This window comes from Rhizobium sp. BIGb0125 (assembly GCF_024810055.1).
Classification (GTDB): Bacteria; Pseudomonadota; Alphaproteobacteria; order Rhizobiales; family Rhizobiaceae; genus Agrobacterium.
The window spans coordinates 768,202-780,659 of the sequence record NZ_JANUDV010000002.1; the positions used below are offsets into that span (position 1 = coordinate 768,202).

12 protein-coding genes are annotated in these 12,458 nt (G+C 54.2%); 2 read left to right on the plus strand and 10 right to left on the minus strand.

Features of this window, described 5'->3' with window-relative positions:
- Positions 1–8: 8 nt before the first annotated feature.
- The 10 genes from M2418_RS07705 to M2418_RS07750 all read right to left on the minus strand — a co-directional run bounded on the left by M2418_RS07705 (position 9) and on the right by M2418_RS07750 (position 10,624).
- The gene (locus M2418_RS07705) at positions 9–236 is read right to left on the minus strand and encodes a F0F1 ATP synthase subunit C (RefSeq protein WP_003494147.1); all 228 of its coding nucleotides are present in this window, start codon (positions 234–236) and stop codon (positions 9–11) included.
- Positions 237–307: 71 nt separating this feature from the next.
- The gene (locus tag M2418_RS07710) at positions 308–1,057 is read right to left on the minus strand and encodes a F0F1 ATP synthase subunit A (RefSeq protein WP_250983662.1); all 750 of its coding nucleotides are present in this window, start codon (positions 1,055–1,057) and stop codon (positions 308–310) included.
- 63 nt (positions 1,058–1,120) lie between these two features.
- Complete coding sequence (locus M2418_RS07715; protein WP_192487113.1) at positions 1,121–1,486, minus strand: AtpZ/AtpI family protein; 366 nt, start codon at positions 1,484–1,486, stop codon at positions 1,121–1,123.
- Positions 1,487–1,757: 271 nt separating this feature from the next.
- Positions 1,758–2,909 carry a cell wall hydrolase gene (locus M2418_RS07720; RefSeq protein WP_192487847.1) on the minus strand — a complete coding sequence of 384 codons (1,152 nt, stop codon included), beginning with the start codon at positions 2,907–2,909 and terminating at the stop codon, positions 1,758–1,760.
- Between the two features lie 313 nt (positions 2,910–3,222).
- Positions 3,223–5,139, minus strand: coding sequence for a potassium transporter Kup (locus M2418_RS07725; protein ID WP_259145791.1), 1,917 nt, complete (start codon positions 5,137–5,139; stop codon positions 3,223–3,225).
- A gap of 15 nt (positions 5,140–5,154) precedes the next feature.
- Positions 5,155–6,132: a magnesium/cobalt transporter CorA gene (gene corA / locus M2418_RS07730; RefSeq protein ID WP_259145792.1), complete on the minus strand. Its 978-nt coding sequence runs from the start codon at positions 6,130–6,132 to the stop codon at positions 5,155–5,157.
- Between the two features lie 250 nt (positions 6,133–6,382).
- A complete protein-coding gene (locus tag M2418_RS07735) occupies positions 6,383–7,522 on the minus strand; it encodes an Mrp/NBP35 family ATP-binding protein (RefSeq protein WP_259145794.1) in 1,140 nt (379 codons plus the stop codon).
- An 85-nt stretch (positions 7,523–7,607) separates the two neighbouring features.
- Positions 7,608–8,834, minus strand: coding sequence for a CmpA/NrtA family ABC transporter substrate-binding protein (locus M2418_RS07740; protein WP_259145795.1), 1,227 nt, complete (start codon positions 8,832–8,834; stop codon positions 7,608–7,610).
- Positions 8,835–8,912: 78 nt separating this feature from the next.
- On the minus strand, positions 8,913–9,653 hold the full coding sequence (locus tag M2418_RS07745; RefSeq protein WP_405049384.1) for an autoinducer binding domain-containing protein: 741 nt from the start codon (positions 9,651–9,653) through the stop codon (positions 8,913–8,915).
- Positions 9,654–9,808: 155 nt separating this feature from the next.
- Positions 9,809–10,624 carry an IclR family transcriptional regulator gene (locus M2418_RS07750; RefSeq protein WP_259145796.1) on the minus strand — a complete coding sequence of 272 codons (816 nt, stop codon included), beginning with the start codon at positions 10,622–10,624 and terminating at the stop codon, positions 9,809–9,811.
- 137 nt (positions 10,625–10,761) lie between these two features.
- On the opposite strand from M2418_RS07750, the gene M2418_RS07755 reads away from it, so the two are divergent.
- Both M2418_RS07755 and M2418_RS07760 read left to right on the plus strand, forming a co-directional pair.
- On the plus strand, positions 10,762–11,526 hold the full coding sequence (locus M2418_RS07755; protein ID WP_259145798.1) for an SDR family NAD(P)-dependent oxidoreductase: 765 nt from the start codon (positions 10,762–10,764) through the stop codon (positions 11,524–11,526).
- A complete protein-coding gene (locus M2418_RS07760) occupies positions 11,526–12,455 on the plus strand; it encodes a 2-dehydro-3-deoxygalactonokinase (protein ID WP_259145799.1) in 930 nt (309 codons plus the stop codon). Before M2418_RS07755 ends, M2418_RS07760 begins: the two co-directional genes overlap by 1 nt.
- The last annotated feature ends 3 nt before the right edge of the window (positions 12,456–12,458 follow it).

Below are 12,458 nucleotides of genomic sequence, written 5' to 3' on the forward strand. Positions count from 1 at the left end.
TGTCGATATTAGACAGCGAACAGCAGAAGAAGAGCGACGAGCAACGAGAAGATGCCCAGAGCTTCCGTAACGGCGAAGCCGAATACCAGACGGCCGAACTGGCTGTCTGCTGCAGATGGGTTGCGCAGTGCGCCGGAGAGGTAGTCACCGAAGATACGGCCGAGAGCGAGGGACGTACCAGCCATGCCAAGGCATGCGAGACCTGCGCCGATGTACTTTGCTGCTTCCGCTTCCATGTTAAGCTCCTTAGAAATGGTTGTTGCGGCTTTTATTGACGCCCGGGAACCGGGGCCAGCGACTTTACTTCTCAGTGACCACCATGCACGGCGTCGTTCAGGTACATGCAAGTTAGTACCGCGAAGACGTATGCCTGCAGGAAGGCAACGAGAAATTCCAGACCAGTCATCGCGACGGTCATGATCAGTGGCAGAATAGCGCCGCCAATACCGACTGCGCCCATAGCGCTCATCGTGGCAACGAAACCTGCGAAAACTTTGAGGGTGATGTGACCGGCCAGCATGTTCGCGAAAAGACGAACCGAGAGGCTGATAGGACGCGACAGGAACGAGATCACCTCGATGGACGACACCAGAGGTAACAGAACCTTTGGAACGCCAGCCGGCGCAAAGACGCCGAGGAAGTGAAGACCGTGCTTATAGAAACCGTAAACGACGACCGTGCCGATAACCAGGCACGCCAGTGCGAAGGTTACGATGATCTGGCTGGTGATCGTGAAAAAGTATGGGAACATGCCGAGCAGGTTTGCGGTGAGCACGAACATGAACAGCGAGAAAACAAAGGGGAAGAACTTCATACCCTTGCTTCCGGCGCCTTCGCGCAGCATCGACGCAATAAACTCGTAGGACATCTCAGCAACAGACTGGAAACGGGTCGGGATAAGACCGCGGTTCGATGTTGCGAAATACAGGAAACCAGAAGCGGCTGCGATAGTAGCGACCATAAACAGCGATGCGTTGGTAAAGGAAAAATCGATCCCACCGATTTCGATCGGAATAATCGGCTGTACCACGAACTGATGTGTCGGATCGTTTGCCACCGGCTGCCCTCTTTGCCTTTGGCGCCATCAACGGCGCCTCTTCATCGTATTGAAAAACCAGCTTTAAGGGCTGTTTTTCCCATTCTGTTTCTTTGTCTGTGCATCGTCCGAAAATTGTGGCTGAGCCACGACACCGGCCGAACGCAGAACGTTCAATACACCTGCACAGAAGCCGAGAAGAAGAAGTATAATCATCCCCCAAGGCGACGTGCCAGCTAAGTAGTCCAGAAGGTACCCGAGCATGGCGCCAACCACGATCGCGGATATGAACTCAGAAGACAGCTTCATTGCCATTGCGAAACCCTTGCGTGTTTCACCGGCATTTCTCTCCGCCGCTGCTTCGGCCTCATCCTCCGTTTTCACCTTTGCCAACTCGTTGGCGAGGCGTTTACGGCGTTCTTCCAGACTATCGTCACGGTTGCTATTCATGTCCCACCTGCCTTTTCTTCCCTCGTTCCAGCACCGCCAGAACGCTTTGAGGTTGTAAACGGCAAGGGCTTTGACATGTTCCAGCCCGTTCTGAAGTCGCGCGCAACATAGTTTTGAGTGCCCGTATAGTCAAGGCGTTGAACACGCTTGATTAAATACAAATTAACACTGTAAAAACATAAGCTTAGACTTCAAAACCGGTTTCAGGCGTCTACAGCGCACAGGAATCACTGGATTTGTTCACACTAATCGTTGCCATCAGGCCACAATTTCAGCTCCATCCGCCGCCATATGTGCGGTAAAACACGTGCAATCCGATACGACCGACCTTTTTCATGCTCTTGCCCCAAGCCGGGCGCACGTAAACAGCATGGTAGTGGGTTGCAGAACCAACTTCCGGCAGCCAGATTTTGCCGGCTGTGGTGGCCATGGCGATTTCGCGCGCCATTTTCCAGTGACGCTGCGAGTTGACGCGGTCACGGATGTTGTCGCAGGCAAAGGAGAACTGGCAGCGATTGCGCCAGTCCTTGTTCTGATAGACAACACCACAGATCGTTGACGGGTAGGTTGGGTTGCGAACACGGTTGAGAATGACCTGCGCGACGGCCGCCTGGCCCTTCACCGATTCTCCACGGGCCTCAAAGTAAATGCCGGAAGAGAGGCACTGCTGCTCCTCAGCAGAAAAGACTGCCGGCGGCAGTGGCGTTGCTGCCCATGCATGGTCGTCCGGCCCGATATCAGGAATGAAACGTCCGGTCTGCGGCTTCTTCAAAATAGCGTCGAAAGGAGATTCGCGGGCGAAGTCCGGCTCTGCTGGTGCATAGGCAGTTGCCAGCACGTCCGCGTTACGGTTGGTGACCAGCGACGCCAGCATTGGCGAAACGCCATTGTCCATCTTCTTTTCATCACGACGGAAATAGAAAGAGGCCAGTTCAACCGGCTTTTCGCGCTTTGACTTTACAAAAGATGGGCGCTCCTTACGGCTCAGCGGTTCGACGTCGATCATGCTTGTGCGCTGCAGAACTGAGCCCGCTGTAAAAGCTGGCGGTGGCTGCATGATTTCCAGTGCGACAACGCGGCCCTTCTTGGCGGCGCGATTGACGCGCTCGCTGTCGGGCGTTGTCGGATGTTTTTCCTTGTCGTCGGCAAAAGCGATCTTTCGGCCGTCCGGCAGGGTCATGCCGGCACCAGATGAAGCTGAGGCGCTGTCGGCATTATTAAATGCAAGCGAAGCGGAATGGACGGAGCCAGCCGGCGAGTTGGTCAACACCATGCGCCACTGGCTATTGCCGCCATCAAGGCCGGCAAGCAGTGCGGCCAGATCGGCCCGCGATGCCAAAGTGGGGAAAGCCAGCCATGCAGCAAGGCCAAGAACTAAAGGCGAGGTCCATTTTCCACTCGAAATGAACGACCCGCGACGCATCACACCTTTTGAACGCAAAACCGGCACTCCAAACACGCAGACACACACAAATGACGCGACCAGAGGGGCCAGCGACACGAACTCGTATATGAGCAAAAATAGTTCGTTAACCTTGATGCTTGGTTAACGAGATGTCCGTCTGCGCAGCGGATTTAACAAAGTGACACATAATATCGGCACACGTTTTCGTGAATCGGTGCGGAACGACTTAGCGAGACGCCAGCCGTGAGCACAACACGCAGTGAGAGACATAAAATAAGGTGAGCAGAGTGGTCATCCACCCTGCCCGCTCCTTGAGGTTTTTCGGGCGTTTTCAGATCACCACGTGAGAGCCAAGTTCAACCACCCGGTTGGCTGGCAGGCGGAAATAGTCTGAGGGATCAGCGGCTGTTTCTGCAAGGCCAATAAACAGGCGGTTCTGCCATGTCGGCATTTCGGAGTTTTTATCTGGCACCAGCTTGCGACGTCCGAGATAAAAGGAGGTCGACATGATATCGAACTTGAAGCCGGCGCGGCGCAGATAGGCCAGCGCCTGCGTGACGTTCTGGGTTTCCATGAAGCCGAAATGCAGTTCCACCACAATAAAGCGGTCGCTTAGCCGTCGCATGGTGAAGCGTTCCACCTGACTAACGCGCGGTTGGTCTTCCGTGCGGATTGTCAGGATGACATTCTTTTCATGCAGGACGTGATTGTGCTTGAGATTATGCAGCAGCGCTGCGGGAGCTGTCTCGGGGTCACCGGTCAGGAAAATCGCCGTGCCGGGAATACGCAGCGGCGCATGCGCACTTTCCTTTTCGACCGAAGCCACGAACAGTTTAAGCGGCACATCGGTGCGGCGTGTCTTGGCAAACAGGATTTTCGAGCCACGCTGCCATGTCCACATTATAATAGTGAAGACAATGGCAAACATAACCGGCACGTAACCGCCATCATGAACCTTCAGCAAGTTGGCGCCTAGAAACACCATTTCCAGCAGGAACAGTGGCAGAAGAACCGCAAGTGCCAGCCACAGTGACCAGTTCCAACGGCTGCGCACAAACTCAAAGAACATCAGGCTGGTGACGACCATCGCACCAGTGACCGAGATACCATAGGCGGTGGCCAGTGCATCTGAGCTCTGGAAGCTGAAGACCAATGCGATAACACCCAAAAGCAGAATGGTGTTGACCGACGGCAGATAGATTTGCCCGGTATTGGTTTCCGAAGTGAACAGGATTTCCATACGCGGCAGGTAACCAAGGTTGATGGCCTGTCGAACAAGAGAGAAGGCGCCGGTGATAACGGCCTGACTGGCAATAATGGTTGCCGCCGTCGCAAGAATTACCGCAGGCAGCAATGCCCATTGCGGGAACATCAGGTAAAACGGGTTGGACATGGCCTCAGGTGTTTTGAGCACAAAGGCCCCCTGCCCGAGATAATTCAGCGTAAGCGCGGGAAAGACCAGCAGGAACCAGGCAAGCTGGATAGGACGCCGACCAAAATGCCCGAGATCCGCATAAAGTGCTTCGGCACCGGTAACGGTCAGGAAAACCGCGCCCAAAACGACGACGCCCAGAAATCCTTCTCGCAGCAGGAACTCTGCTGCGTAGAGCGGGTTGAACGCGGCAAGAATTCCAAAGTCATCCGAGATGTGCATGACACCAACGCCACCCATGACCAGAAACCACAGGACGGTGATGGGACCGAAAAATTTCGCGACCGTGCTGGTGCCGTGTGACTGGATGGCAAACAAACCAACCAGAATGGCAACCGAGATCGGGATGACAAACTCATCCATGGCAGGTGTGACGAGCTTGAGGCCCTCAACGGCCGAGAGGACCGAAAGGGCTGGTGTGATCATGGCGTCGCCAAGAAATAGCGCCGCACCCACCAGTCCAAGGACAATCAATGTTGCCCGTCTGGAGCCGGCCGTCTTCATCAACATGGCAAGGAGGGATAATGTACCGCCCTCGCCGTCATTGTCAGCACGCAACAGCAGCGTCACATATTTAAATGTCACGATGATCGTCAAAGCCCAGATCATGAGGGAAATCAGGCCGATGATCTCGATCCGGGTTACGCCGTCCTCGGCGATTGGCTTCAGGGCTTCCCGGAAGGCATAAAGCGGGCTGGTTCCGATGTCGCCATAGACGACACCAACGGAACCTAGGGTCGCCGCCAACAAGCCTTCCGCAGACTTTGTTTCGCTGTTTTGGCTATCGTTAACTTCACTTCCAAATCCGTGAGACATGTCACCTCAGGCTCGTCAGAGCCACCCCTTCCAGCGGAAAAAGAGAAACGGAATTACTGCCGACAAGAGCATTACACACACCGCAACCGGGTAACCGTAGGTCCAGTCTAACTCCGGCATGATGTGAAAGTTCATTCCATAAATGGACGCAACCAGAGTTGGGGGCAGGAAAACGACCGACGCGATCGAGAATATCTTGATAATGGCGTTCTGCTCGACATTGATCAGGCCGAGTGACGCATCCAGCAAGAACGACAGGTTGCCGGAGATAAAGGACGCATGCTCCGACAGTGATGGGATATCACGACCAATGGAGCGGCAAAGCTCCTTTGCATCCTTGTCCTGCTGAATTGCCGGTACGCTGAACAAAAATGTCTGCAGGCGCGACAATGACATCAGGCTATCGCGCACTTTTGAAAGCAGACGATGATAGGACGCAATATCGCCCAAACGGTCTTCCAGAAACCGTGGCGCCTTGCGTTTGACCCTAGCCTGACTTCCAAAGATACTCGCCGAAAGCTGATCGATGCCGGTTACGGATCGCTCGAGAATTTCTGCGGTGCGGTCGACAATCGTTTCAAGCAATTTCAGCAGGAATTGCGCGCCGCTGCGTTGTTCACCGGAAACACGTGAAATGGCGGCGATGAACAGATTGAAGGATTTCGGCTCAGCATATCGGATGGTGACCAGTCTGTTTCCAGCCAGAATGAAGGCGACATCCGTCAACTGGGGCACATCGGTTTCTGCCTTGCAGATCAAAGATGCCGTCATGAAGACATTGCCGTTATCAATATAAAGACGGCTGGACGGTTCAATATCTTTCAAATCTTCGCGGGTAGGAACCTCTATGCCCAGCAGAGTCTCTATATATCGCTCTTCATCCTGAGTAGGATTGAGCATGTCGATCCAGATTATATCGGGATATAGCTCCGCAATCGGCTGTTGCGCCGAGAGGGTTACTGCCTCGCAGGTCGAGCGATAGGCATTGATCAATCAGTTTCTCCGGTTTGCAAATCTGACTGTTATCAGCCTGCCGCCAAATCGTTCATTATCATGATCCGGGCGGAGGCGACAAACAAATGATTGCAGCATGACAGAACGGCAGGGGATAACGTTAGCCGCCCTACCGCTCTATTTTTGTTCAAGCCACGGACGCCTTGATCCGACGCCTGAACGGCGCAGGCATGTGCCCGCAAACGGATTTATAATCAAGCGCTATTTATCGGCTCACAAAACCGGAGTGTTATTCAAACACGATTTTTGGTGCAGCTTTGCCACTTCCAGCCTTCAGCGCATCCCAGACACGCAAGGCAATATCGCGGTAGATTTTAGCAACCGGACCGTCCGGCTCCATCGCAACGATTGGCGTTCCGGCGTCGGACATTTCACGGACCGAAATGGTGAGCGGTACTTCGCCGAGGAAAGGAACATTGATCCTTTCCGCTTCGGCCCTGGCGCCGCCATGACCGAAAATGTCATAGCGCGCGCCAGTATCCGGCGCGATGAAGTAGCTCATGTTCTCGATAACACCGAGCAGCGGAACCTCCACCTTGCGGAACATGGTGATGCCTTTGCGCGCATCGGCTAGTGCCAGATCCTGAGGTGTCGACACGATAACTGCACCGGACAGCGGAACCTGCTGCGCCATGGTGAGATGTACGTCACCTGTGCCGGGTGGCATATCAACGACCAGCACGTCCAGCTCTCCCCATGCGACTTCGCGCAACATTTGCAGCAATGCCGACTGGACCATGGGACCACGCCAGATCATGGCCGCTTCTTCATCGACCAAAAAACCCATCGACATGGTTTTAAGGCCGTAATTTTCCATCGGCACGATGGTACGACCTTCCAGCTGTTTCGGGCGACCGGAAATTTTCAGCAAACGCGGCAATGAGGGCCCGTAAATATCGGCATCCAGAATACCGACTTTCAGGCCGATCGATTGAAGGCCGAGCGCCAGATTGACGGCGGTGGTGGATTTGCCCACCCCTCCTTTGCCGGATGCGACCGCCAGAATGGCACCGATGCCGGGAATGCCCGCCTTGGCAGGAGGCCGAGGTGCGGGTGGACGCATACCGCCGACGGGAGGAACCGGCCGCGATTGCGCAGAGGAAGATGGTTCGCCCGCCTTCTTGTCAGCCGTCAGGGCCACCATAACAGAGGCAACCCCGGGTATGGCTTTGACCAAAGTTTCAGCCTGTTTTCGCAGTGGCTCCAGCTCTTCTGCTCGTCCGGCGGGCACGGAAATGGAAAAATATACTTTGCCATCGGTGACAAAGATTTCCGAAACCATTCCCATATCCACGATGTTCGAGGGGCCGCCCGGCACCTGAACCTTCGCAAGAACTTCGAGAACTCTATGTTTTTCGACCTGTGCCATGACTGCGCTGCCTTCCGGTTTCCAGCGTAGATAAACACGTCCGGGCCATTCGCCAATGCCCGGATTGCACTATCCCTGACATAGATCAAAGATCGTTGAAGATTTCAAACCGCTCCGGATCGAAAATCCGGCCATCAAAAAACATGTCTGGACCCAAAACGAGACCCGAACGAGAGGAGCCGACATGAACCGGCTGGCGCAATGTTCCCTCCATTTTCAGATTGGCGGATGGTACATGCGCAAATAACGGTTTTAGGGCCTTGCGAAAAATATCCGGCCGGAACGCATCTCGCACCGCCTCGCATGTCGTGGGGTCATCGGCCAGTGTGGCCGGGCAATCGCCCCAGCGCATCATCTGGTTGAAGTACCACAGCGCCTGACTTTGCCATGGGAAATTGGCCGCCTTGCCACTGGTGACAAAAAACTCCTCGATTTCCAGCATCTGCAGATCGGATATCGACAGAAAGCCGGTGAAGGACGGCAGGATAAGATCACCATCTTCGCCCAGATATTTTGGTGCCGCCAAAATGCCGGTCAGTTCCTCGATATTGCTGGCATTGGCGCACCACTGGCCGGCACGGTAAAGGGCGCGCAGCAAGGCTTCCAGATGCTGCATATTTTGTTCGGCCCAGCCCTGGCTGACGGCAAGCACCCTTTCCGGAGAGTTGTGCCAGATATTGGACTTGGTGGTGGCCATAAAGCCTGTGCCATTGAGGATAGACGCACTGCCAAATGGCTCCGGCGCATAAAACCCGTCAATCGTGCCCTCTTCCAGAAGATAAGGCATGGCCTGTGGTGACGAGATAACGATGCTGACGTCGGTCGGCACCGCGATGCGACAGTGTGCCAGCATGTAGCGCAGCTCATACCACGAGGTGGCGTATCTGCTTTCAACGGCAATCTTTAGAGGTGTTGCCAGACCTTGCGCTCTTCGGCGTCCGCACAGGCGCGACAGGGCAATGGATAAAGTGGACGGGCTCAAACCGAGCGCGCCAGCATCCTCCAGACGTTTATGCAAATCCGGAGAGACAACCAGACTGGCACCGCCGAGCGACAGCGTAAAGGGTGCAAAATACCCTTTGGGCATACCAGCCAGTTGCAAAGCAGACAAAACGGGGAATGTTGCAGGCAATTGACCCAATGACAGTTCGTCATCGCGCAGGGCTTCGACAATATCACCAACGAGGTTTTTACGAACGAGTGAAAGGCGGATGCCTTCATCCGCTGCAAAACCCTTCTCAGCTGCAATCGCAAGAATTGCGCTATCGACGGAAGGAGAAAAACCAACCGAGATATTGGGGTTGTCCGGCAAGCACGGGTCCTCCTGACGAATCGTATAGAGGATTGCGCATGGCGCGGCAGATAACAATCACCAAACAGCAAAATCGTCTTATTTTATAAGACCCACGCGCAACGCTTTTGCTACAGCCTGGGTCCTGTTGACGGTATCCAGCTTTTTGGTTGCCCGGTTGAGGTAATGATTGACCGTGTGCTCGGAGAGAATGAGGATTTCCGCAATCTCAGCGCTGGTCTTACCAGCAGCGGTCCAGTTCAGGCAATCCAGTTCCCGGTCCGTCAATGTGTCCGGTACGCGGTTGTCGAGGCGTTTGATATACGCCAACCGGTCGAAGATATGGGTGGCAATATAGGAAATTTCGGCAATTTCCTGATGCGAGAACGCTTCTCTGTTGCCAGAGAAGGACACGGCACCCCGCGCCCCAGAAACGTCATGCGCCGGACACCATATGGAATTTAACATTTCGAAGCGCTCAAACAGCGCACGCACGACTTTTGTGGTTGCCGGGTCTTCTGTTCGATTAAGAAAGTCAGCATCAACGAAAAAAGGAACAGTCGATTTTTGCAGCGCCGCCATGACCGTGCTGCCACGGATGAGGCTTTCGTTGTCATAGGACTGCAGCAGTTCGGCCGGCCAATTGGTGATAATCGTATATTGCGATAATTCAAGTCCTGCCTGGGTGGGCAAATTGACGACCATGAATGCCTTCATACCCCAGGTTTCCGTCAGATTTTTCAAAAAGCGGAAAACATCAAATTGTGTCTTCAGCGCTTCGATCTCAGTGACACGCTCTGCATGCGTCCTGACAGGTCTATCGTGTTCAGACATGGACATTGGGCTTTTTCTTTAGATGGATAAAACAAATAGACCGGCTTCAGAAAACGTGGTTCGAGTATCTACCCAAGACCGCATTTTTTTACAAACCGTAGTTGAGCTAAAAAACCACAACCGCGCCGTTTGTGTAACCCCACAAATTGAAAATCAATGACCTAACGGGATGATGGAGATATTCTGACGGATATATCAGTTGCAATTTTATCGGCGATTTCACAAACAACCGGCGCGAGCTTTTCAAGATGCTCAAGCGTCAATCGATACGCCGGACCCGTGACGGAAACTGCCGCTGCAAAGTCATGACCGGTACAAAGAATTGGCGCTGCAACACAGTGGATACCGTCCTCATGTTCGGCCAGATCAAAGCCAAATCCACGGGCTCTTATGGCATTGACCTCTTTCAGCAGCGCCTCACCATTTGTTATGGTGCTGGCTGTAAATGAACGAAATTGAATATTATCAACGATTTGCAAGAGCCTCTCCTGCTCAAGCGTGGCCAATGCTGCTTTGCCAACCCCGGTGCAAAAGACGGGTGATGCATTGCCGATTTGCGAGTGCATGCGAATGGCACGGCTACCCTCCACCTTGTCCAGATAGATGACTTCAGTGTCGCGCAGCATACCGAGATGCACTGATTCTCCGGTTACCGCCTGCAATTCTCGCAAATAGGGTGCGGCAACACTTCTGAAATCATTACGGGCCCATGCCTTGCCGGCAAACTTCAAAAGCCGCATGCCGGGCACATAGGCCTGATGGGCGTCGAGTTCCAATAGCCCTTCCTGCAACAAATGGGTCAATTGCCGGTGAACAGTGCCGCGCGGCTGCCCGACAATGTTTAATATCTCGGTGAAACGCAAAGGCTCGGGCGCCATCACAACCAATTCCAGCAGAGCCATGGCCTTGCCAAGTGTACCGGTTGCTGATTCTTCCCCGGCTGTGTTTACTGATGATGCGACATTATGGTCGGGCATTTGCCTTGATATCCTTGGCCGCAAGCTTGACAGCTTGCGAAAGAGCGACGAATAATTCCATTTAATTGAACATAGTTCCAAATAATGGAATTAACAAGACTTCAGGGATTGAATGTCTATGGCGAGGAACGATTAAGATGCAGCGGCCCGGTTTTTCCGATCTGAAAGATGCTGGCGTTCTGATTTCCGGCGGAGGCTCCGGTATTGGTGCGGCGCTGACTGAGGGATTTGCCCGCGCGGGCGCCCGAGTGACGTTTCTCGATATCGCCAAGGCGCCGAGCGAAGCCCTGGCAGCAAGGCTTTCGGCCGAATGCAGCCATCCGGTGAATTTCGTCCATGCCGACTTGCGCAATATCACTGAAACGAAAACAGCAATCGATGAAGCTGGGCGCAAGGCCGGTTCGTTTCGCGTGCTGGTCAACAATGCCGCATGGGACGACCGTCATGACATCGACACCGTGAATGAGGACTATTGGGACAATAATCAGGCGATCAACCTGAAACAGTTGTTTTTCGTCACGCAGGCTACTCTTCCCTACCTGCGCAAGGAAAAGGATGCGGCGATCGTCAATTTCTCATCCATTTCCTTCATGCTCAACATGGGTGATCTACCATCCTATGCGGCAGCGAAGGCCGGCATCATCGGCCTGACGAAAAGTCTCGCCGGACGGCTTGGGCCGGAAAACATTCGGGTCAATTGTATCCTGCCGGGCATGATCGTGACGGAGCGGCAAAAGGAACTTTGGCTCACCGAACAGTCAATCGAAGCGACAATGGGCAAGCAGTGCCTCAAGCGCGTCTTGACTGCAGAAGATATTGTTGGCCCATGCCTTTTCCTGTCTTCAAAGGCAGCGGGGGCCATTACATCACAATCTATTATCGTTGACGGAGGAATTTTCTGATGGCGCAACCCGCATTCGTAGCCGTGGACTGGGGAACCACCAGTTTCCGCATGTGGCTACTCGACAAGAGCGGAGCCATTCTTGCTGAACGACGCAGCAACGAAGGTATGACCACAGCAGCCCGCACCGGCTTCGCCGACGTATTGAACGCACATCTGGCGGCGACGGATGCGCCCGACGATATTCCGGTGCTGATCTGCGGCATGGCTGGTGCGCGCCAAGGCTGGATCGAAGCCGGTTACGTTGACGTACCCGCACAAATCGAAGACGTCCTGAAGGGCGCTGTTCGTATTCCGGGCGAAAGCCGGGACATTCGTATTCTGCCGGGTCTTGCCCAGCGTGCAGAAACAGCACCAGACGTTATTCGCGGTGAAGAAACCCAACTGCTTGGCGCATTGGCCTCCGATGAGGTCAAAAACAATTGCCTCGTCTGCATGCCCGGAACCCATTCCAAATGGGTGACCGTGCAGGACGGCACCGTTGAAGGTTTCTCCACCTACATGACCGGTGAGCTTTTTGAAGTTATCGCCAAACATTCGATCCTTGCTCACGCCGTTTCGGAAGGTGAAGCAACGACGGGCGAGAACCCTGAATTTATAGCTGCCGTGCGCAAGGCAGTTGAGAACCCGCAGATGGCGACACACCATGTGTTCACTGTCCGCTCCGGTCAGCTGCTGCATGCACTGTCCGCCACCAACGCCAAGGCACGCCTCTCCGGTATTCTGATCGGTGTTGAAATTGCCGGTGCCCGTTCACAGGTATCCAGTGACACGCAGGTTGTTCTGGTCGCATCCGGCGGACTTGGCGAACTCTACAAAGCCGCATTGGCGGCTCTGGACATTTCCTACACGCTTATCGATGCCGATGCCGCAGTACGCCACGGTCTTTACGCCGCCGCAACGACCATCTGGCCGAATTTGAAAGGTTGATAC

What these genes read in the sequence shown, in the direction of transcription:
- M2418_RS07760 (WP_259145799.1), top strand. Translation starts at nt 11,526, where the DNA reads ATGGCGCAACCCGCATTCGTAGCCGTGGACTGGGGAACCACCAGTTTC.
- M2418_RS07715 (WP_192487113.1), bottom strand. Translation starts at nt 1,486, where the DNA reads ATGAATAGCAACCGTGACGATAGTCTGGAAGAACGCCGTAAACGCCTC.
- M2418_RS07735 (WP_259145794.1), bottom strand. Translation starts at nt 7,522, where the DNA reads ATGGCACAGGTCGAAAAACATAGAGTTCTCGAAGTTCTTGCGAAGGTT.
- M2418_RS07720 (WP_192487847.1), bottom strand. Translation starts at nt 2,909, where the DNA reads ATGCGTCGCGGGTCGTTCATTTCGAGTGGAAAATGGACCTCGCCTTTA.
- M2418_RS07705 (WP_003494147.1), bottom strand. Translation starts at nt 236, where the DNA reads ATGGAAGCGGAAGCAGCAAAGTACATCGGCGCAGGTCTCGCATGCCTT.
- M2418_RS07750 (WP_259145796.1), bottom strand. Translation starts at nt 10,624, where the DNA reads ATGCCCGACCATAATGTCGCATCATCAGTAAACACAGCCGGGGAAGAA.
- M2418_RS07745 (WP_405049384.1), bottom strand. Translation starts at nt 9,653, where the DNA reads ATGTCCATGTCTGAACACGATAGACCTGTCAGGACGCATGCAGAGCGT.
- M2418_RS07725 (WP_259145791.1), bottom strand. Translation starts at nt 5,139, where the DNA reads ATGTCTCACGGATTTGGAAGTGAAGTTAACGATAGCCAAAACAGCGAA.
- M2418_RS07755 (WP_259145798.1), top strand. Translation starts at nt 10,762, where the DNA reads ATGCAGCGGCCCGGTTTTTCCGATCTGAAAGATGCTGGCGTTCTGATT.